The organism is Parachlamydiales bacterium, assembly GCA_041671045.1.
In the GTDB taxonomy this organism is placed as follows: domain Bacteria; phylum Chlamydiota; class Chlamydiia; order Chlamydiales; family JABDDJ01; genus JABDDJ01.
Genome location: JBAZCF010000011.1, coordinates 1 through 20,368, shown reverse-complemented (window position 1 = coordinate 20,368; position 20,368 = coordinate 1). Strand labels below are relative to the sequence as shown.

The window sequence follows — 20,368 nt, the reverse complement described above, 5'->3', positions numbered from 1 at the left end:
CTATTTCGAGGGTTCGATACCGCCTAGAAAACCAAAGAAAACTCCTTCAGGATCATATTTAGCTCTAATATGTTCGAGTTTCTGCCATTTCTCGGGGCTATAGGACCTTTTTACACGAGCGTTATCCTGCACGATATCTGTTTCGCCGATGTAATGACTGTTTGTAAACTGTTTCAGAATATCTACACATTGGTTATGCCATTGTAGATTGGCTGCGTCATCTTTCGCGTTTTCCCAAATAGACCAGATGCCCCCATACGATTGCGCATCCATAGACAGGGCCACATCATCCTGTGGACGGATTAGATTATGTTTTCCAGTACTCTGGCAAAATACGATCACTGACTTAGAAGAGGGTGCTTCTGCGATTTTATCTCGCAAAGCCATCAGAATATCTACAGGATTGGCTTTAGAGCCCTGATTCTCGCATAAATTGCGATGGTTTTCCGGCCAGGTTGCTCCGGAAGCTTCTGCTAACTCTGCGAAATCCGTCGGCACATGGATGGTTTTGGACAAACACTTTGCCACTTGCTCGCCTTTCTCAAGGATATTTAGCGCCGCAATGCCCTCTTCGTGTGTATTAGAAAATGCCACGGCAGTGATCATACAGAGCATCCCATTGTGCTTTTTACATCTATCCTTAAGCTCATGTGGTGCCTGGATCAAAAATATTGAGAGTTCTACAAATGCCGGCATTGTCCACCCCAATGCAACGACCTCTTCCACCACAGGTTTTAAGTCATCCAAGGAATAATAATAGTTGCTGCACTGTATTGCTTGCGGTAGGGGATAGCACTTAAGATGAAACCGTACTGCCACAGCAAACATGCCTGGCCCACAGCCTCTAGCGGCCCAGAATAGATCTGCATATTCTTCTGAAGATGCCTTGATCAGCTTGCCATCTGCAGTGACAAACTCAATCGCTTCTACACTTCTGCATGCAGGGCCCCATTCGCTTAAGTTCCACGACATGCCGCCATTTAGAAGATAACCTCCCGCTTTAACGGTGGGGCAGTGTCCAATAGGGAATGCAAGGCCGTATTCACCTAATCTGTGGGCAAGCTCACGGTTGCTTATCACCGGTTGGATGACAGCTTTTTCGGCTTCTTTATCTATTGTAGATTCATTGAGTTCTGAAAGGTCTATCGTCATGCCCCCATTGCGCAGGGCTAGACCGCACCAAGTGTGTCCTCCCCCATGAACAACAACTTTCAAACCGCTGTCTCGGGCAAAATTAACGGCTTCGATGACATCCTTTTCGTCTTTGACCGTAACGATGACATCAGGGGTTCTGTCAGGTTTGATGTTATTCCAAACCATGGACTCCCTGACGGATGAGAATTCGGGAGTATTAGAAGTAACCACAGTTCCTTTAATACTCTTGCGTAATGTTTCCCAATCCATAGTTGCTCTCTCGGTTAAAAGCACCTAATTAACATACTATGAATTAACATGTAATGATTGTTTAGAATTAGGAATTATTGAGCTGTGGAGGTAAGGCGTTTTCTAGCGATAATCTCGTAGACATGCGTATGTATCGATTTACCTGTTCCGCTCGTGTCCTCTTCCTCCACTTCTTGGAAAGATTCAACATCAAAATCTTTAAATAGCAGAACTGCTTCTTCACGGCTTAAAAATGACATTTCCTGTGTTTCATCCGCACTGTAACCATGACAATTCACTCCAAATAAATGCCCTGCAAATTTGCCGCCGGGTTGAATTTTAGTGTGGATATTCTTCACAACATCCAATAGTTTTGCTTTTTCACAATAGGGGAGGGCCTTGCATACACAGATTAAATCAAACGATGGCAGCGCTTCCCAATCTAGGTCTCCATCAAACTTTGTCTTCAGAGTGATAAGCCTATTCAAGGAAGTAAGATCGTGGCGTGCTTTTAGTGTATTGATAGCCTTGGCTTCTGCATCGACAGCATAGACTATCCAGCCCTGTTGAAGTAGAAAGGCTGTTTCATTGCCTACTCCGCAGCCTAAATCCAAAGCAATACCAGGCTCTTGGAAGGTACTGGCAGCCTTTTTAACCAATTCCTGCGGGGTCTGGTATAGCTTGTTTTTGTAGTAAGAGTCCCACTTTCCACTTCTTAAGGCAAAAACACCAAATACTAGAAGGCATCCTACGAAAATTAAAAAGATACTATTTCTATTCATCTTATTGAAATTTATTAATTAGAATAGATTCTAATCTAATGTACTAATTTTCTCCTTATCTTTTTCCATTTGTTTGAAGTAGAGATTCAACTGAAGTCGATGAATAAGTTCCAAATCGCTCTCTGATAATGAAGCCTGCGGAGGGCATATCTTGAATATTGTTATACAATCCAGAATATCCTTTAACCGGTATTGGTGAGTGATTTATAAAATGATTCATCTGATTTTTGACGTAATATATGAATAAGTCGAAGAAAATAATCTAGATACTACTTAGAAATCAAACATTCATAAAAATTAAAATTTACTCTAAGGAGTTTCACAAGAATTAGTTTTGAATACTTTCCTGAGAGCTCTTATTTCATTGAGGCCTATGGAAGGGTTTGAGAAGAGAAGAAAGGCGGGGATTTCTTTAGGATGGTACTTTTGCCAATATTCTTTTCTCTTCGCAAATTGAAAAGTCCAAAATATTGTATTGTAAATACCTCGAGCCAGCCAACCTGAAAATGTTCCTAGCCCACTTACCTGACCTAAAGCATCTGCCGGGACCATGCCTTTAGTTAGAAATGAACAGTTTTCTTCTTTTAAAGTTTTTAGAACGGATGTCATTAAAAATTCCGAAGTGTATTTATAAGCATGCGGAGAAGTGATCAGGAATTTGAGCAGCCAACCGTTAGAAGCTTCTATCCTGCTTAGCATGATCATAGAAGTGATATTTTCCCCTTCCTTGACATAGAACCAACGTTTCCCTGCATAATTCTCAAAGAAATTAAAATGCCCGATGTAAATTTGAGGATCTTTCTTTGCATGCTGCCACTTTGTACCGATCTCTTTCAGCGCATTCTCAATAACAGGATCAAAGGGGATATATTCATGCACTGTCAGACCTTGCTGCATAGCTTTTTTCATGCGATAGCGCACTCGATTATTTTCGATACAAGGATCGATGTTAGGATCAAAAATCAATTCTGAACACGCCTCTATCATGATATTGCAATGGTGGCTAGCTGCCCATTTAGCAAATTTTTCCGATACGACGATGTAGATGACATTTAAATTGGAAGCTTGACAGTACTTATGAAATGCTTCTGTCAACTGTGATAATTCTTCCGGAGGGCAGACAGGTTCTCCAAAAACAATGGCGCAATTATTTTCAACACGGTAAGCAATGATACCTATGCAATGGGGTATGCGAAATAGCTGGCAAGGAAAGTCCAGCATCGCCTCGGATGCAGTGGATCCATAGCGGATAAATAATTCTTTCTCTTCCTCATTAATCACGTTCATTGTCTGGCATCAATCCTTTTAGATTACGCTCAGTTTTCTGTCGGCAATTCCTAGTCAGCAGGGGGACGAAAAATCATAAGTTAATGATACTTAATGCAAATATGCGATTGATTGGATTAAAGGCAAGGATCAGCTTTGGATATTTAAGGTTGTTCTAGGTGAAAAATATTTTTTTTTATTTTGACTTAGAGGGGATAGCGAAAAAAAACGGCTATTTATTTTTCTAGAATTCCTTGTGACTGTGAAAGATCCTCAAAAAATTTTACGCAGAAGTACTTTGTTAACTTAGGATTTTTGTGATTAACTCGAGCGAATTCAAGTGTAAATCCGCATTTCTTATAAAATTCAGGGGCTTGAAAAGCGCTTGTGACAAGATTGATGTTATAGTACCCCTTTCCTTTGAAGTGCTCTTCGAGAGCTTGAATTAATTTCCTTCCATGTTCCCTTGACCACGAAAGGTTTAATAAAAATATATCACAGAAGTAATTGGAATTGGCAGGAATCCTCTGTAATGTGAATGAAATCGAGATAGGAAGCCAATCCGTAGTCTTTTCTAAAAAACGTTTATATTGAGAACTATTAAACTGAATAGATTTTATTTAAATGAATGATGGTGTTGTTAGATAGGAACTAATAATAGACTTTAATTGAAGTTAAGTATAATGTCATTAATAAAAATTGAAAGGTTCACAATGTTATTAGAAAAAACATATAATTATTTACAATACATTCCCTATGTAAGTTATGGTTCCGCAGCTGTTAATCTAGCGACTAAGCTCTTTATAAATTGTCATAAGGAACCTTCAGAAGTAGCAAAGAAAAATTGGTTTTATAAAAATGCTAATGAATGCTCGAACTTAAGAGCAGCCTTACTCTGTCTTCCTCCTTTTGGAAACTTAACTGTTCTTCTATATGACATGACTAATGCCCTATTGGTTACTAATGAAATATTTTGTAGTTCAGATATTGGGATTCAAGAGTTTAAAAATAGCTGTCGTACAAACGATAAGGCTGGTTTGGGTAACCTTTCTCATATTAGCTATCTATGGAGCACCTTTATTGCTGCTACTCCGATAACGATGACCATAATTCCACAGGGGTGGAAGGAGGGAAGAGGTGCTGATTTAGGAGCTTTTGATAATTTATTTTTTGCTAAGAATGTTTGGTGGTGTCTAGATAAGCTTAAAATAGTTTCTAGAACTTTTGAACTAAATGTAGTTGTATCGGAAGAAGATGGAATTTCTAAGATAAGGTCGAATAATTCTCCGGAAATCCTAGATCAGGTTAAATTTATGACTTATAACGATTATAATCAGTTACCTAAGTATTAGGATCTTCAAGGCATAACTTCCCCCCTGTTAATAAACTGGGGGAACCATAGACAAAGCATTTTGATTGGTATTTACAGAAAAGTCTAATTTAGACTAATATGTATATATCGTAAAATGGAGTATCTATGAAGCCCGCCTTAAACCTATATGCCCCTATTGCTGAAGCTATCGCAGCCCTTCTTTTTCCCAATGCGGAAGTTGTACTCCATAACCTGAAAACCGGATGCATCGAAGGAATTTTCAATAATTTTTCAAAACGCAAAATAGGGGATGACTCTCTTTTGGATGAAATGGGTGAGTTGGATTCCCAAGATTTCTTCGAACCCTATTTCAAAACGAATTGGGATGGCAGAAGAATTAAGTCTGTCACCGCGGTCCTTAAAAATGAGTCAAAAAAGCCCATAGGTCTCTTGTGCATCAATCTGGATATATCTAAATGGAATGAAATGCATCAATTCATCCTAGAGATGATCAAGCCTGCCACGGAAATGCCGGACTTCCTTTTCAAAAATGATTGGCGTGAGAAAATCAACATTTATGTGTCTACCTATTTGAAACAGCATGCTTTGCGGTTGGAGTCTTTAAGCAAACCGGAGAAGCAGCAGCTTCTCATCGCCCTTTATAAGGAGGGCGCATTCGATACTAAAAACGCTGCCTCCTATATTGCCGAAGTCCTGCAGATATCACGTGCTACTGTCTATAATTACTTGAAGGAGTGCAATCTCACTCCTACTAACGAATAGGTGCATAAATGAAACAACTCATCGAGCAAGCCACCCTCTTTCTACAAGATAAAATAAGGAGGACCCCCACAGAACATTCTCCCGAACTATCAAGGCTCTTAGGTCAGCCTGCCTATTTGAAACTGGAATGTTTGCAGGTTACCGGTTCTTTCAAACCTAGGGGAGCGTACTTCTATCTTTCTACTCTTACCCCCCACGAAAGAAAACAGGGTGTAGCAGCCTGCTCCGCAGGAAACCACGGTCTTGGCGTTGCCTATGCGGCCAAAGCTATGGAGATTCCTTGTACTATATTTGTACCGAAAAGTGTAGACCAAGCCAAGTATGATAAACTGCTTGAACTAGGTGCAAGAGTTATAAAGTCAGAATATATTGGTTATGATGATACTTTGGACTGGGGAATACAGGAGGCTGCTAAGCTTAAGCTGCAAATGGTTACGGCTTTTGATGATGAAAGAATAATGGCGGCCAATGGGGGTACTCTTGCAGTCGAGGTATTAGCTCAAGTTCCCGATGCAACACATTTCGTTCTCCCAGTCGGTGGAGGAGGCATAGCCGCAGGGTTTTCATGGCATATGAAGTCAATAAATCCGGACGCTAAGATCGTCGCAAGCATACTGGAAGAGTCCCCTGCCCTAAAACTTTCCTTAGAGCAAGGCAAAGCCGTCACATACATGCCGTCTATTGAAACACTGGCTGGAGGCCTTGAAGGGGGTATGGGGGTAAATTGCTTTGATATTTTGAAAACACGGGTAGATCACCTAGCCCTTATCAAAGAGTCAGAGCTTAAATCTGCCATTTGCTGGTTTTTAGAGTATCATCAATACCTTATAGAACCTTCATCGGCTGTGGCTTTGGCTGCCTGTCTCTTTGGACACATACAGCCAAAAGGTCCTATAGTCATAGTTCTCACAGGTCGAAATGTAAGTTATTCCTCTCTTCAACATATCGTAGGATCTTAATAATGAAAATCCTTTCTCGTCAGCAAATAGAGCCTCTAATTGCATTCTCGGAAATTGTAGCAGCAATAGAACAGGGTTTTATGGCCTACAGTAAAGGGGAGTGCGTGATACCTCCCGTTGCTTCTTTGCATTTTGAATCACCGCCAGGTGAATGCCATATTAAATATGGTTATTCAAAAAATGGGAAATATTACGTCGTCAAAATTGCCTCCGGTTTTAAGGGTAACTTCAAGCTAGGCTTGCCGACAGGTAATGGCCTTATGCTATTGTTTGATAAGCACACAGGCAAATCCCTAGCGATCCTGTTGGATGAGGGATATTTGACAGAGTTGCGTACTGCTGCTGCCGGATGTGTTGCTGCAAAATATCTCGCCCCAAAAAATATTTCTTGCGTAGGAATCGTGGGAACCGGTGCGCAAGCGTTTTACCAATTACAGCTGCTATCTCATGCAACACAATGCCGGAAGGTGATGGTCTGGGGGCGTAATGACGCTAAGGTAAATAAGTTTATTCAACACCCTGCACTGTCCGACTGGAATATATCTCCGGCCGCGAGTTTAGATACGCTTACACTGAACTGCAACCTTATCGTAACGACGACATCTTCTACAGAGCCCTTACTTTTTGCCGATCAGATCCGTCCTGGTACGCATATTACTGCGGTAGGGGCAGATGATAGCGGCAAACAAGAGCTGGATCCGTCCCTGTTCTCTATTACAGACCGCATTATTGTAGATAGCCGAAGCCAATGTGAAAAAATTGGAGACACTTCTTATGCATTCAAAAAAGGGATTCTAAACCACGATAGGATGATTGAATTAGGACAGGTAATATCCCAGCCTTCTCTAGGAAGAACATCAGAAGAACAAATCACTATTGCAGACTTAACAGGCGTAGCAATACAAGACCTACAAATTGCAACCTTCATTTATGAAAAGTTCCAAAATAACAATCACTTGTCAAAATAAAGATAGCGTTCAAGGTCATGCTTAACAATAGGCCACTCATGTTTAAGAATACGGTACCAAGCCGTATCGCGGCTGCTGTTTTTGACGATCATGTGGCTTTCCTGAACCCCCTCAAACTGGAAGCCAAGGCGTAACGCCGCCTTGCGTGATCGTTGGTTATGTGAGTGGCATTTCCATTCTATGCGGCGATATCCCAGCTCAAAGCAGTGCTTAAGCATTAAATACGTCGCTTCAGCATTTGCAAATGTTCCTTGGGCCGCAGGACAATACCAAATACCGCCTAACTCTATTTTTAAATGCGATGGGACATTATTCATTAAGTTAGTCACCCCGATTTGCTGTCCGGTGGCATTATCAAAAACACACAGACATAGTCCGTTGGAAGCATCGATTTGTTTTTGTAAACTTATCGCTAGATCCTGGACATTATCGTAGGGCCCATCAAACATGTAACGCCAGATAAGCTCATCACAATCATATGCAGGAACAGAATGTTCACCCAATTGAAAGGGCTTCCCATTAGACACTTCGAAAAGTCTTTGGGTATCTCTTGCAATAACCAAAGGCTCAAGTCTTACATGCTGGCCTATAAGACGAGTAGATTGTGGTTTCTCAGGTAAGGATTTTCTTTTTTCCAACAACGCTTGGTCCATAGAGTTCCATTAATTCATGTTTAATTATAAATATGGAATACACGAATTTAACTGCATTGTAAACTTTTACCCCATGAAAGCAAAGGAATTGTATGTCAGATCCTAGCGCGCAATCTTCCCTCACCACAATGCTCGCTCTATTACCTGGACATTATAGCGCCTTTTCTGACTGGCAAGCTAAGCTACGTTCTCGCATTTCAGCCGCCCCTGGATTTGTCAGCTTGGAAATCTTTGCGCCATCATCTCAGAATCAAACCGAATGGGTACTCAAACAGCGTTTCAACACTCAATCAAATTTAATGCAATGGCGCCATTCACCTGTATTTAGTTCACTGATGCAAGAGCTGAAATCCTCAAAGCTGATTGAAAATTTTAAAGAGACGACAGAGGATAAAGGAGCTAATATTCCTAGCAGTGTAACAGAAGTGTATGTAACTCTAGTACATAAAGATAAGGTGGCCTCATATCAGGAGTGGCTGGGGAAGGTACACCAAATTGAATCCAAATTCCCGGGATTTCAAAAGGTCTATGTTCAAGCTCCAGAAAATCAAGAAAGCGGTAGTTGGATCACACTATTACAATTTGATAACTCCGAAAATCTTGAACGCTGGCTGAACTCTAAAGAACGTAGTGCCCTTATCGAAGAATCGAAAAAATTTATCACATCCCACGAAAGCCGTCGCCTCTATTATTCTTTTGATGGCTGGTTCACTGACGGCTTAGCAAAAATCCCTCCGAAGTGGAAGCAAGGTATGCTTGTCTTGCTTGTGTTATTCCCCACCGTAATGATGCAATATAAATATTTAGCTCCTCATTTAACGGCATTAAATCCTGCGTTGAGCACTTTCCTTGGAAATGTAGCCGTGGTGACTTTATTGACTTGGCCTCTCATGCCTTTTGCCATCTTTAGTTTGAAATGGTGGCTGATTCCAAAGAGAAGCTTACTGCATGATCTACTCGGGGCGGGCTTTGTTTTATTATTGTACGCACTAGAAATCTTCTTACTGTGGACTTTTCGATCCTAATATAAAGCGGTTGAACATAAAGATATTATTTGAAATATACAGTTCATACACACTTAATATTTTTTGATTGTTTATTTTTAGGAATATTGAATGCCCTACCAAGATTTCAGAGAATTTATCGCCGCACTCCGAGAAAAAGGTGAACTTCTCACCGTCGACCGTCCGGTAGCCCTCGAGCTTGAAATAGGCAAAGCTCTGCGAAAAAGCGCTGCCATCTCCGGACCCGCCATACAATTTAACAATAATGGAACATCCTTTCCATTGATCGGAGGAGTTTATAATTCACGCTCTAAGGCATTGCTTGCCTTTCAGTCTACAGAAGAGACCCTTTTTGATAATATTCTTGCCGGACTAGAAAAACCTATCCCTCCCGTTACCATCTCCAATGCTCCCGTTCAAGAAAATACAATAACGGCAGAAAACGTAGATCTATCAAAACTTCCCATCCCGAAATATAGCCCATTAGACGGGGGGGCATATATTACTCCCGGCATTATCGTGAGTAATGATCCTGAAAGTGGAATCCCGGATGTAGGTAACTACCGTTTTCAGGTCATCGACAATAAAACACTCTCGTTTTTAGCTCAGCCTAATCACCGATTAGGAAAACATATCGCTAGAGCAAGAACGAAGGGGCTTAAAACCTACAGCGCTGCTCTCGTGATAGGCGTAGATCCTATCCTAGCCTATACATGCCAATTCCAACTCACCGATAAGACCAACGACTTTGAAGTTGCCGGAGGTCTACGAAGAGCCCCTGTTGAACTAGTAAAATGTAAAACAATCGATGTGTTGGTTCCTGCATATGCTGAATTTGTCCTGGAGCTGGAAATAGACCTCACCCAAAATGTTTATGAAGGCCCTTTAGGGGAATACACCGGCTATTATACCCCCGGATCAGACAAGCCTGTCACGCGTATCAAAGCCATCACACATAGGAACAAGCCCTATTTTCAAGCTTTGCTTACAGGCGTCCCTCCTACGGAAAACCACATTCTAAAGCAAATACCCTTCGAAGCTTCTTTCTTTAACAATATGTATAAAAATTTTCCTACACTTAAGCGTGTAGCAATTCCTCCTTCCGGAGGGGTTTCTTTCTACATAGTCATGGCTATAGAACCTCGCTTTGCAGGGGAGGCCCGTCAAGCTATTCTAGCAGCAATGGCGAGTAATCTTCGTCCTAAGATCGTCGTGACTGTAAACCCTGATATCGATATCCATAATCCTACTGAAGTAGAATGGGCGATGTCTTTTAGGATGCAGCCTGAAAAGGATGTAATGATCTTAAACGATCTGCCCGCCGGTCCTTTAGACCCCTCGATATCTGACGATATCTCTTTGGAAGGACGTATGGGATCCTCTATCGGAATCGATGCAACGTATCCTTTCGGCTCCATTATTAATGCAGACGCCCCTGCTGATAAGTCAAAATGCGGCAGCGGATTATATTTCAAGGTTGCGGAAGTTCCCGGCTGGCAAGACTATGATTTTCCGGAACTGACGAAAAAAAACTAACAACAAGGAAAGAACAATGGCGGATATTGACCACGAAATTAGCATTAAAGCTTCCGTTGAAACTATATACAAAGCCTTAACAACCCTGGACGGTCTGCGTGCCTGGCATACAGTGGAAGTGGAAGGGGACGCCAAAGTCAACGGCCATCTGATTTTCAAGGCTGAAGGCAAGCCCACCTTTGACTGGAAAATCCTTAGTTTGGATCCGCACAATATCACTTGGGAATGTGTGAGCGGTCCTGGAGACTCTGCCGGAACTAAAGTTATCTATAAGATTTCAAAATATGACGACGAACGCTCCCTTGTAGAAATGCGCCATGCCGGCTGGCCGGGACAGCACGGAAACTTCCGCAAGTGCAATACATTATGGGGGATCCTGCTCCACCACCTTAAAACCTACGCTGAAACCAAGAGCGCTCTTCCCGCAATAAAATAACGCATTAATATTTTAGGTAAAAAGATGCCTCAGCAAAGTTTATCCGATCATGTCCTTGATCTCGAAAAAGCCGGCTTTCTCATCCGCATAAAAGATGAAAAAAGGGTGGATGAACTCCCTAAAATTATGGAAGACAACCCTCTGAAAGCTATCCTGGTAGAGAAAATAAAAGATTGTGAATTCCAGTTCCTTACCAATGCCTACTCCAACCAAGATATGTATGCCTGGGCCCTAGGGTGCAAGAAAAATGAGACCGGGGCAAAAATGGCCCAGATGAGCACGCAGCGCATCTCTCCAAAAGTAGTACCAACAGCTCCATGCAAGGAAGTAATCTTAAAAGGGGCTGATGTAGACCTCACTAAACTTCCCCTATTTCTGCACCACGACCGTGATGGACACGCCTACACTAACGATAATATGGTCATCAGCAAAGATCCCGATACCGGTATTACCGACTGGGGAATATACCGCAGTATGTTCCGTACCAAAAATGAAAAGAGCATTGATGTAACCTGCACCTCTCATCGGCAACATATAAATGCTCTCAAAGCACAGAAAAATGGAAAAAATCTCCCTATGGCAATGGTTATTGGAGGGCCGTTGATCGACAAAATTGCTGCTCTAACATCGGCACCAGTTACTGACGATGATTGGGATGTGCTAGGAGGTGTATATGGACACGCAGCTAATTTAGTGAAATGTGAAACTTTGGATCTGTATGTTCCAGCTAATGCTGAAATAGTCTTAGAAGGGGAACTATTAGTTACAGAAGGTTGGACGCATGATGAAGGACCCTACGGTGAGTTCACAGGAATGTATGGCGGTGGCTTAAAACACAATCCTATTTTTAAAGTGAACTGCATAACTTACCGCAAGAGCGCCATCTATCAGCACGGGACAATAGGCGGCAAGTACCCTTGGTATACGGATAACATGCTGCAGCTACCTTCTGTTGAAGCAGATATTTTCTTTGCATTGCAAAAGGCGGGGATCGATGTGAAAGAAGTACGCGCACCCGCGGGCGGACTTTCAAATATTGCCTATGCAAAAATTAAAACCATGGGCGGCGGTGATGCAATGCAAACTCTGACTGTCATGTTAAGCTGCTCAAGGTTAGCTTTACCCAAGATCGCAATGGTTTTTGACGAAGATGTCGACATATGGAACGATAATGCAGTTTTATGGGCCATGGCTTTCCGATACATGCCTCACAGGGGTACTCTGGTAATTCCGGGAGGTAATACGATGACGGTAGATCCAAGTGTAGGAAGTGACGTGCCGCCCATTAGCGCCTCTAAACTTGGGCTAGACTGTACGATTCCTCTTGTAGGTGGATTTGATCCTCATAGTTTTGATCCAAGTTCACTCTGCATGTTGGGTGATCCTCCTAAAAATATTCAGTCGATGACAGAAGAAGAGTTAACACAGGATATGGAAAAATTCATTAAGGAAGCTCCCCGCTCCTGGAAAGAAATCTTACAGAAATATCACGGCCAAGCTTACCCCCTAATCTATAGAGCTTTCAGTAACCTGCGTCATCAATTAGGCCGGGCCGGTGATTCGCCTTGGTTCCGTTATACTTTTTCAGATCATGACTTTGCCTTTGAAAATAAAGACAAATGAAGCACGAACTATCCAATAAATTTAGGAGAAAAAAATGTCAGAACCCCGAAGAATGATTGTTGGGATGAGCGGCTCAACCGGTCTAGTCTATGGTATAGAGCTACTAAAAGTGCTGCGCCAACTTGGCATCGAAACACATTTGATTATCACAAAAGCTGCAGAAATAGTGCGCGCACAAGAATCAGACCTTACCTCTCAAGAGCTAAGAAAACTGGCCGACCATTACCATCACATCGATAATTTGGCAGCTCCTATCTCCAGCGGATCCTACAAAACAATGGGTATGATTATAGCTCCTTGCTCTATGCGTTCGTTAGGTGAAATAGCAAACAGCATAACCAGTAATCTTCTGACACGTGCTGCTGAAGTGGTTCTCAAGGAAAGGCGCCGTCTAGTACTTCTTACAAGAGAGTTCCCTCTCACAGCTGCCCACCTGAAAAATATGGTTGCAGTGACAGAAATGGGGGGCGTGATTGCACCTCCGACTCCCGCCTTCTACTTTCATCCCCGTACTATTGAAGATATCGTATCCCAAACTGTAGGCCGTACCTTAGATCTCTTTGATCTTGATGCTAAAAACTTCCCCCGCTGGGATGGAAATATCACCTCACCTCGAAATAATGGTTCCAAAGTGAATGGGGCACATATAAAAGAAGAGAATGACTTTATAATTCCTCAGCCTTTGAGCTCAGAGGTAGTTATGGCTACTATTAGCTAAGGAAAATATGAGTGAGATTAGATCTAGCTAAGCTTTAATTTGTTTTTATTATTTTTAAGGCTGTTGTGAATGTAAGTTTTTGGATTTAAAAGAGTAATAGGTTTGATATGTCAAAAAAATATTTGACATACTTGAATCTGTTATTTAAATTGAATTTATACAGTTTAGGAATCTTTTATTTTAAAGGATAAATATGATTTACCGTTTACTCATTTTCGTTTTAGTGTTCGGCAGCAGCTTACCAGCAACCCTATCCGCCGGTTGTGAAAGGGGAGACCGTATTAATGCAGCAGCAGGAGGCTCAACAGGAGCCCCAGGACCTATAGGTCCTACCGGCGCTACAGGCGATACAGGCGCTACAGGCGCTACAGGCGCTCCCGGCGTTGCAGGTGCTCCTGGCGATACAGGCGCTACAGGCGCTCCCGGCGTTGCAGGTGCTCCTGGCGATACAGGTCCTCCAGGTCCTCCAGGAACCCCAGGGGTAGGTGTATTAGACTTTACAGACTTCTTTGCTCTGATGCCGGGTGATAACGCAGCGACTGTAGCCCCAGGTACTGCCGTATCCTTCCCACAGACTGGCTCCACCAGTGGCGTCATCGTTCCTTTGACAGCTAGTACCTTTCTCTTACCTGCTGTCGGTACCTATATAGTTCAGTTTCAAGTCAGCGTAGATGAAGCTGGACAGCTTATGTTACGTCTTAACGCAGCGCCAGTAGCTGACTCCGTCGCAGGCCGAGCCACCGGAACTAGCCAAATTGTGGGCATATCTTTATTGACGACGACAGTGCCCAATAGCATCCTCGAGGTAATCAACCCTGCGGGTAATGCAACTGCCTTAACAATTACCCCCTTAGCCGGTGGTACAGAACCTGTTTCAGCGCACCTATTTATAGTAAGGATCCAATAATCAGGGCTGCACCTAATAGGCCGTCAATAAGACAAACAATTTAAGGTAGGAAATTTTAACATGGCGACTGCATTTAAAAGAAAATATATGGCTATCCTAGGACTCCTGGTAGCCTTTTCAACACAACTTAGCGGGTTGGATTACAACCAAAACAATTGCGTAGCTGACTGCTGTGAAACCCAGGATTGCATCATAAGCTTTGAAGCTGACTTACTCCTGTGGAGGCCTCAGCTTTGCGGACTTGAAAGCGCTTTCGGAAATACATCGATTGACACCTTTCTAGATGCAAATGGTATCACGACGACGACTATAAGAGAGTCCCATAGAAAACCCCATTCAAAATGGAACGCCGGATTCCGCATAGCGGCAGATGTTGCAATGAATGATTTTGATCTGGAAGCCAAATGGACGCATTTCAAAGGACACGCTAATTATAGCGCTGATGAGCAGAGTGGACGTTGGAAAATAAGATATGATGTGATCGATTTGACTTTAGGACATCAGTTTTGCATGTCTTCTTGTTTCAACGTAAGGCCTTATATTGGCTTGCGCGCTGCTAGAATCCATCAAAGCTTAAAATCGCATCTAGAAACTACTTTAACATCTTCCATAACGGGCAATAGTATCGCCTTTACTGATATGGATGACAAAGAAGATTTCTGGGGAGTTGGCCCTCAAATAGGTTTAGGAGCTAATTGGAACATAGGCTGCGACTTAAGTCTATATGGTGACTTAGCTGTCGTTTCCTATTATGGCGACGTAAAAGGAAGAAACCGTAATACAGATACGGTTCTTACATCAGTCGACATTTGCAATGGAAGAAACGACCATTGCTTTAACAATATCGGTACTGATGCAGAAATAGGTATCCGTTGGGATAAGTCATCAAGCTGTTCCTGCGGCTGCATCAATTATATGGTTAAATTGGGTTTAGAACAGCACCGTATATATGATTTCAGTTATCTAGGCTCTGATGGTAATTTAACTTTGGACGGCGCTGTCATAGGTGCGGGTATAAGCTTTAATTACTAACTCGATGACTAAGTCTGCCCTAGCCCTCGATACGTCGAGGGCTTCTTCAAAAAACATCTAAGAACGCAGAGAAGCTTCTCTGCGTTCTTTCGGTAATAAATCTAATGAAATAATCAAGTCTGCCTGCTAATCTAAATTTTTTTCTTTAATCATTTCGGGAAAAAACACTCAATTATTAGGTTAGAACATGATGATAAAGGTATTGTTAGCGCTTGTTTTTAGTATTTCAAGTTTTACGCTTTGCAATGGAAATCCTATCCAATTGGAAGTATTCAGAGGGCAAGAGATAAAGAAGTATGTCTCAGAATTTGCGAGCTTGTGCCATACAATTTATGCTGAATATCCATACCTTTATGACGGAGAACATGCGGGTTATGAAACGTATATTAATTCCTATGGCGATTTGCCCAATAGCATCCTATGTCTTGCGTTCGACGGGGATCAAGTGGTAGGCGCATGTTCAGGCATGCCGTTAAGTGAATCCAGAGAGGATTATCAAGGCCCTTTCTTAAAAGAGAATATAGATATCCATCATTTTTTCTATATCAGTGAGCTCATCTTATTACCAGACTATCGCAGAAAGGGGATTGGGGAAAATTTATATGCGAATATTGAAGATATTGTCAGAAAAGAAAAGCTTTATTCAGCCATCACCTGCTGTAATATTCAAGTGGCTAAAGATGATCCTAATATGCCCAAAGATTATAGATACATTGACTATCCCTTATGGATAAAGCTCGGCTTTAATAAGTACCCTCACCTAAGCTACGATTCCTATTGGGTGAATGTCGGCGAAAAAGATGACTCGCCGCACCATCTTGTATTCTGGATAAAAAACTTGAAAGATTGAAATGTTTCATGATAGGGGATGCAAAAAGATGAAGAAACTCATGGTTTGTTATCCCCTAAGGGTATATCGCTCATAACGCTTGGTTTCCAAATAGTCCTTAGGGAGTTCATAATCGCCAAAAGATCTATGACCTCTTGACTAATAGCCCCTGCTACAGGAGGGAGGAATCCAAATGCTGCAACGACCATTCCAAAAAACGAAAGGATCATTCCGCCTAGCGCGCTTTGTAATGCAATATTTCTCATCCTTTTGCTGATATGTAAGAATTCGTCTACCTTCTCCAAGCTGCTATCCATGATCACAGCCCCTGCAGCTTCCCCTGTAATATCACTATTGCGCCCAAATGCGATACCCACTGTTGCGCTAAGTAATGCAGGAGCATCATTGATACCGTCGCCCAGGTAAGCTGTTTTGGCCTGTTGGGTTTCTTTCACCACAATATCTACTTTCTCTTCAGGACTTTTACCTCCATAGACTTCCATGATTCCCACAGAATTTGCCAGATAGCGGACCTCTTCCTCGCGATCTCCAGAGACGATCATGGTTTTTTTTATCCCATGTTTGGGAAGCAGATGGTTTATGAAGTTAGCACTATCACTGCGAGGGGCATCTCTAAAGCGGTAATGTGCAGCCAAAGCTTTGTCTATAATAACAATGCACTCTAGACCTGCCCCTACCGGCAACAGAGGCAGTTCTTTTTCCAAGCCAAAATTCACAAGTCGTTTTCTGCTGGTGATGATGACTTCTTGTCCATCTACAACTCCACGCAGACCTGCCCCCTGGGGTTCACTTATTTGTTGAGCATCCAATAGTTTAATTTTCTCATCTTCTGCTTTCTCTAGAATCGCACTTGCCAATGGGTGCTTAGAATACCTCTCAACGCTAGCAACAAGCTTTAAGACCTCTTCAGGTGTTTTACTATTGTAGATTTTCTGTTCTGTGAGAGTGGGTTTTCCATATGTTAAGGTCCCTGTTTTGTCAAAAATCATGGTGCGGCATTGATCGATCTGCTCTAGAACTATGGGGTTTTTAATTAGAATCCCCCTACGGGCACATAAGGAAATAGATCCTATGATTGCTACAGGTATTGCGATCAGTAATGGACAAGGGGTTGCAATCACCAGTACGGCTAAAAATCGTACAGGATCGCTGCTAGCTACCCACGCTAAAAGAGCTATAATAATCGCCAAAGGGGTATACCAAGCTCCTAGTTGGTCGGCAAGCCTTCTCATGTGCGGTTTTTTCTGCTCAGTCTCAGACATCACCTGCATGATTTTGGCGTAACGTGAATCTTCAGATAATTTTGTCGATTTGATTGTTAGTGAGGCTTCTCCATTAATTGCGCCTGAAAGGACTTCTGAACCGGGAGCTTTAGAAATCATAAAGGGTTCGCCGGTCAGATAGGACTCGTCCATCACACCGTTCCCTTCCACGACATCGCCGTCTACCGGACAGATCTCATGTGGAAATATTAATAACGTATCTCCAATGATAATTTTACCTACCGGGATATCTTCGATAGTATCACCTGTCTTGCGGTGGGCTGTTGTCGGAGCGCGCTTAGCCAGGGCCTCAAGGGTTTTTGAAGCTGTTCTGATAGCATAGCTTTCTAAAGTTTTTCCTCCTGAAAGCATCAACACAACTAAGGAGCCTGCCAGATATTCTCCCAGCAAAATGGCCGTAACAATGGACATTCCGGCAAGCAAGTCTGACCCGAATTGTAAGGTCACTAATTTCCCTAAAAGATCCAAAACAAGGATGCTTCCTCCGAGTCCTAACGTAAGGTAAAGGGGGTAATATGCATATTCTTGCAAATCGGGAATAAAAAAGCGCAGGATCAAGTATGCTGCAATACAGACGACAGCTAAGATGGCGATATATCCGTCCAAGCTTTCAAAGCCAAACGTGTTGTCTTTTTTCTGAGAAAGAGATTCCATCAGGATTTCCCTAATGTTTATGGGATAGGGGAACGATTCTTAGGCGGGAAATAAATTTTCCCGCCTAACCTACTTAGAATTACCAAGGGAGTTTCTCACCCAAATGAAAGAAGCCTCCACTAGGGCCGTTGTCCGGAAGGAGTGCAAGCTCGGTACTAGTCTTACCCCCTTCTTCTACTTCCATAGGAGCGGAAGGCCCTCCCATATCGGTCTTTACCCAGCCGGGATGTGCAGAATTTACCTTAATAGAAGTGTCTTTTAATTCATGCGCCAAGTGGATAGTAAAAGCATTAAGTGCGGTCTTAGAGGCGTTGTACGCAAATGCCTTTAAGTCATAAATGGGTGAACTAGGATTAGCATGCAAGGTGGATGATCCTAAGATACTTGAAAGATTCACTATTCTTCCTGAAGGGGATTTTTTAATAAGTGGCAGTAGCGTTTGCGTTAAGGCGATAAGGTTGAAAAAATTTGCATCAAAAGTTTTTCTGAGGATATCCTGGGATGTTACACTAGTGCGGTTCTTACCATCAGTAGCGTTATCCAGCATAACCCCTGCATTATTGATTAGGATATCAAGCCTTCCATAATTCTTTTCTAAGTAATCATAGATTTTTTTATGGTCAGTTAGATTGTTAACATCAAACTGAAAAGCAATGGCATGAAGACCTTTCGATTTTAGTTTTTCCGCCGCTTGTTCTCCAAGGGCTTTATCTCTAGAGCCTAAGACGACTGTAACGCCTTTCTCACCAAGCTCACGTGCAGTTTCATACCCTAATCCTCTATTCGCGCCGGTAATAAAGGCTATTTTACCTTTTTCTGAAGCCATGACTATCCCTTGGTATTGAATTAAAATATTTATTTATATATCTCTTCTATTAAAGCTGCTACAATTATTCCTGTCCGAGATTAAGGGACAGGAAGCTTCTCGCATGCAAATTTCATTTAATATTTATGCGCGATTGAAGTTATGCTATGGATCAACTATTTTGGACTTTTCTTAACCTTTTCCTAAGTGTCAGTATGAGAATAAATTGGATTTTAGCAGCTTGTATCTCCTTTTCAGTGCTAATGGGTAGCTGCCTTGCTGAATCCACCACAGACGCATTAAAAAATCAGGCAGATAGTCTAAGGGAAGAAGGCAAATCCCTAGAAGCGCTTAATCTATATAATCAGGCTCTTGTAAGCTATCAGCATGCAAATAACTACGAGGGGGTATTAAACACATTAGCCGGCCGCCTCATTTCATGGCAGCACCTCTACAATCATGATCAGGAGTATGTTTATGCAATTCTTGCACGGAAAGAAGCCGAAGCGATGCTTGCTGTAGCGCAGGAGTATAAAATCCATAATAAAGATTATTTAATTCACTTTCTTTATGGGAAATCCTGCATCTTTTTGAAAGACTACCCCTGCGCAGAAAAAGAATATAGAATGGCTGTGGAGTTATATACTCAAGACAATGCAGAAAAGGGCGATTTATTGGCACATTTAGGAGAAGCGCTCTACCTGAATGGACAAAAGCAACAAGGCGAGAAAATGATATTGGATGCAATTCAGCAAATTCTTAGCCACCAAGAGGGGAATGACTCATTTAAGATCAATGTTTGGACCTCAGGGGCTTATTTGAGATTAGCTAAAGTCCTTTTTCTCGATGGCAAGCTTGAACAAGCCGTAAGTTATTTCAAAAAAGGGGAAGAAATAGTCTTAAAAGATCCTCGCCTCGTTATACGTAATCAACAGCTGGATATAATTAAAAAGAAATTTATTCAGTAAAAGATCCTGTGACTAAGGATTACGTAACCTCAAAAATGAGAATATTAACTAGACAGTACCGACTAAATTCTTACATTTACTAACTGCGAAGCAGTATTTTGCCACGAAGTGGCGACATCAGTGATTCATTCTAGCCTAATCTTAATCTGCCGCCACTTTGTGGCTTGATTCTAGGGGTACCATTTCCATGCGTTCTTCGCTTCGCTCATTCACACATGGCTAACATCATGTAGCCACTTTGTGGCAAAATACTGCTTCGCAGTTACGTATGAGCAATGGTGAGTAATCCTTGAAGAAAGGAAAACCTCCTTCTTCGCTGTTCTGCATAACTTTCTAATGACAATCTTCTTACATTTACTAACTGCGAAGCAGTATTTTGCCACGAAGTGGCGACATCAGTGATTCATTCTAGCCTAATCTTAAATCTGCCGCCACTTTGTGGCTTG

The 20,368-nt window shown here is 42.1% G+C and carries 19 protein-coding genes; 13 read left to right on the top strand and 6 right to left on the bottom strand.

What is annotated here, in order from left to right; translation table 11 throughout:
- From WC222_10735 to WC222_10725, 3 genes are all read right to left on the bottom strand, one after another.
- Window positions 1-1,404: an FAD-binding oxidoreductase gene (locus WC222_10735; protein ID MFA6916862.1), complete on the bottom strand. Its 1,404-nt coding sequence runs from the start codon at window positions 1,402-1,404 to the stop codon at window positions 1-3.
- A 74-nt stretch (window positions 1,405-1,478) separates the two neighbouring features.
- On the bottom strand, window positions 1,479-2,165 hold the full coding sequence (locus WC222_10730) for a class I SAM-dependent methyltransferase (protein ID MFA6916861.1): 687 nt from the start codon (window positions 2,163-2,165) through the stop codon (window positions 1,479-1,481).
- A 309-nt stretch (window positions 2,166-2,474) separates the two neighbouring features.
- Window positions 2,475-3,452: a phosphatidylglycerol lysyltransferase domain-containing protein gene (locus WC222_10725; GenBank protein ID MFA6916860.1), complete on the bottom strand. Its 978-nt coding sequence runs from the start codon at window positions 3,450-3,452 to the stop codon at window positions 2,475-2,477.
- A 692-nt stretch (window positions 3,453-4,144) separates the two neighbouring features.
- On the opposite strand from WC222_10725, the gene WC222_10720 reads away from it, so the two are divergent.
- From WC222_10720 to WC222_10705, 4 genes are all read left to right on the top strand, one after another.
- Window positions 4,145-4,783 carry a hypothetical protein gene (locus WC222_10720; protein MFA6916859.1) on the top strand — a complete coding sequence of 213 codons (639 nt, stop codon included), beginning with the start codon at window positions 4,145-4,147 and terminating at the stop codon, window positions 4,781-4,783.
- A 125-nt stretch (window positions 4,784-4,908) separates the two neighbouring features.
- Window positions 4,909-5,526 carry a PAS domain-containing protein gene (locus WC222_10715; GenBank protein MFA6916858.1) on the top strand — a complete coding sequence of 206 codons (618 nt, stop codon included), beginning with the start codon at window positions 4,909-4,911 and terminating at the stop codon, window positions 5,524-5,526.
- An 8-nt stretch (window positions 5,527-5,534) separates the two neighbouring features.
- Window positions 5,535-6,485, top strand: coding sequence for a pyridoxal-phosphate dependent enzyme (locus tag WC222_10710; protein ID MFA6916857.1), 951 nt, complete (start codon window positions 5,535-5,537; stop codon window positions 6,483-6,485).
- 2 nt (window positions 6,486-6,487) lie between these two features.
- Entirely contained in the window at window positions 6,488-7,453 is a 966-nt protein-coding gene (locus tag WC222_10705; protein MFA6916856.1) for a deaminase, read from the top strand.
- Here the strand turns inward: WC222_10705 and WC222_10700 are convergent.
- The gene (locus WC222_10700; protein MFA6916855.1) at window positions 7,438-8,106 is read right to left on the bottom strand and encodes a GNAT family protein; all 669 of its coding nucleotides are present in this window, start codon (window positions 8,104-8,106) and stop codon (window positions 7,438-7,440) included. The two genes, WC222_10705 and WC222_10700, sit on opposite strands and share 16 nt — an antisense overlap.
- Before the next feature lie 92 nt (window positions 8,107-8,198).
- Here WC222_10700 and WC222_10695 point away from each other — a divergent pair, with 92 nt between their 5' ends.
- The 8 genes from WC222_10695 (at window position 8,199) to WC222_10660 (ending at window position 16,212) form a co-directional block, all read left to right on the top strand.
- A complete protein-coding gene (locus WC222_10695) occupies window positions 8,199-9,131 on the top strand; it encodes an antibiotic biosynthesis monooxygenase (GenBank protein MFA6916854.1) in 933 nt (310 codons plus the stop codon).
- A gap of 90 nt (window positions 9,132-9,221) precedes the next feature.
- Window positions 9,222-10,646 (top strand): UbiD family decarboxylase, encoded by a 1,425-nt coding sequence (locus WC222_10690; GenBank protein MFA6916853.1) that lies wholly within the window; start codon window positions 9,222-9,224, stop codon window positions 10,644-10,646.
- A 16-nt stretch (window positions 10,647-10,662) separates the two neighbouring features.
- Entirely contained in the window at window positions 10,663-11,082 is a 420-nt protein-coding gene (locus WC222_10685) for an SRPBCC domain-containing protein (GenBank protein ID MFA6916852.1), read from the top strand.
- A gap of 24 nt (window positions 11,083-11,106) precedes the next feature.
- The gene (locus WC222_10680) at window positions 11,107-12,705 is read left to right on the top strand and encodes a UbiD family decarboxylase (protein MFA6916851.1); all 1,599 of its coding nucleotides are present in this window, start codon (window positions 11,107-11,109) and stop codon (window positions 12,703-12,705) included.
- Between the two features lie 34 nt (window positions 12,706-12,739).
- Window positions 12,740-13,423 carry a UbiX family flavin prenyltransferase gene (locus tag WC222_10675; GenBank protein ID MFA6916850.1) on the top strand — a complete coding sequence of 228 codons (684 nt, stop codon included), beginning with the start codon at window positions 12,740-12,742 and terminating at the stop codon, window positions 13,421-13,423.
- A gap of 193 nt (window positions 13,424-13,616) precedes the next feature.
- Complete coding sequence (locus tag WC222_10670; GenBank protein MFA6916849.1) at window positions 13,617-14,330, top strand: collagen-like protein; 714 nt, start codon at window positions 13,617-13,619, stop codon at window positions 14,328-14,330.
- A 60-nt stretch (window positions 14,331-14,390) separates the two neighbouring features.
- Window positions 14,391-15,362: an Lpg1974 family pore-forming outer membrane protein gene (locus WC222_10665; protein MFA6916848.1), complete on the top strand. Its 972-nt coding sequence runs from the start codon at window positions 14,391-14,393 to the stop codon at window positions 15,360-15,362.
- A 187-nt stretch (window positions 15,363-15,549) separates the two neighbouring features.
- Entirely contained in the window at window positions 15,550-16,212 is a 663-nt protein-coding gene (locus WC222_10660; GenBank protein ID MFA6916847.1) for a GNAT family N-acetyltransferase, read from the top strand.
- Between the two features lie 38 nt (window positions 16,213-16,250).
- Here WC222_10660 and WC222_10655 read toward each other — a convergent pair whose 3' ends face one another.
- Both WC222_10655 and WC222_10650 read right to left on the bottom strand, forming a co-directional pair.
- Window positions 16,251-18,149 carry a heavy metal translocating P-type ATPase gene (locus tag WC222_10655; protein ID MFA6916846.1) on the bottom strand — a complete coding sequence of 633 codons (1,899 nt, stop codon included), beginning with the start codon at window positions 18,147-18,149 and terminating at the stop codon, window positions 16,251-16,253.
- A 79-nt stretch (window positions 18,150-18,228) separates the two neighbouring features.
- Entirely contained in the window at window positions 18,229-18,975 is a 747-nt protein-coding gene (locus WC222_10650) for an SDR family oxidoreductase (protein MFA6916845.1), read from the bottom strand.
- Between the two features lie 146 nt (window positions 18,976-19,121).
- Here WC222_10650 and WC222_10645 point away from each other — a divergent pair, with 146 nt between their 5' ends.
- Complete coding sequence (locus WC222_10645; GenBank protein MFA6916844.1) at window positions 19,122-19,922, top strand: hypothetical protein; 801 nt, start codon at window positions 19,122-19,124, stop codon at window positions 19,920-19,922.
- Window positions 19,923-20,368 lie beyond the last annotated feature (446 nt).

Coding starts and splice junctions, on each gene's coding strand:
- WC222_10650 (MFA6916845.1), bottom strand. CDS start 18,975: ATGGCTTCAGAAAAAGGTAAAATAGCCTTTATTACCGGCGCGAATAGA.
- WC222_10655 (MFA6916846.1), bottom strand. CDS start 18,149: ATGGAATCTCTTTCTCAGAAAAAAGACAACACGTTTGGCTTTGAAAGC.
- WC222_10680 (MFA6916851.1), top strand. CDS start 11,107: ATGCCTCAGCAAAGTTTATCCGATCATGTCCTTGATCTCGAAAAAGCC.
- WC222_10690 (MFA6916853.1), top strand. CDS start 9,222: ATGCCCTACCAAGATTTCAGAGAATTTATCGCCGCACTCCGAGAAAAA.
- WC222_10675 (MFA6916850.1), top strand. CDS start 12,740: ATGTCAGAACCCCGAAGAATGATTGTTGGGATGAGCGGCTCAACCGGT.
- WC222_10720 (MFA6916859.1), top strand. CDS start 4,145: ATGTTATTAGAAAAAACATATAATTATTTACAATACATTCCCTATGTA.
- WC222_10710 (MFA6916857.1), top strand. CDS start 5,535: ATGAAACAACTCATCGAGCAAGCCACCCTCTTTCTACAAGATAAAATA.
- WC222_10700 (MFA6916855.1), bottom strand. CDS start 8,106: ATGGACCAAGCGTTGTTGGAAAAAAGAAAATCCTTACCTGAGAAACCA.
- WC222_10695 (MFA6916854.1), top strand. CDS start 8,199: ATGTCAGATCCTAGCGCGCAATCTTCCCTCACCACAATGCTCGCTCTA.
- WC222_10725 (MFA6916860.1), bottom strand. CDS start 3,452: ATGAACGTGATTAATGAGGAAGAGAAAGAATTATTTATCCGCTATGGA.
- WC222_10730 (MFA6916861.1), bottom strand. CDS start 2,165: ATGAATAGAAATAGTATCTTTTTAATTTTCGTAGGATGCCTTCTAGTA.
- WC222_10685 (MFA6916852.1), top strand. CDS start 10,663: ATGGCGGATATTGACCACGAAATTAGCATTAAAGCTTCCGTTGAAACT.
- WC222_10660 (MFA6916847.1), top strand. CDS start 15,550: ATGATGATAAAGGTATTGTTAGCGCTTGTTTTTAGTATTTCAAGTTTT.
- WC222_10715 (MFA6916858.1), top strand. CDS start 4,909: ATGAAGCCCGCCTTAAACCTATATGCCCCTATTGCTGAAGCTATCGCA.
- WC222_10645 (MFA6916844.1), top strand. CDS start 19,122: ATGGATCAACTATTTTGGACTTTTCTTAACCTTTTCCTAAGTGTCAGT.
- WC222_10665 (MFA6916848.1), top strand. CDS start 14,391: ATGGCGACTGCATTTAAAAGAAAATATATGGCTATCCTAGGACTCCTG.
- WC222_10670 (MFA6916849.1), top strand. CDS start 13,617: ATGATTTACCGTTTACTCATTTTCGTTTTAGTGTTCGGCAGCAGCTTA.
- WC222_10735 (MFA6916862.1), bottom strand. CDS start 1,404: ATGGATTGGGAAACATTACGCAAGAGTATTAAAGGAACTGTGGTTACT.
- WC222_10705 (MFA6916856.1), top strand. CDS start 6,488: ATGAAAATCCTTTCTCGTCAGCAAATAGAGCCTCTAATTGCATTCTCG.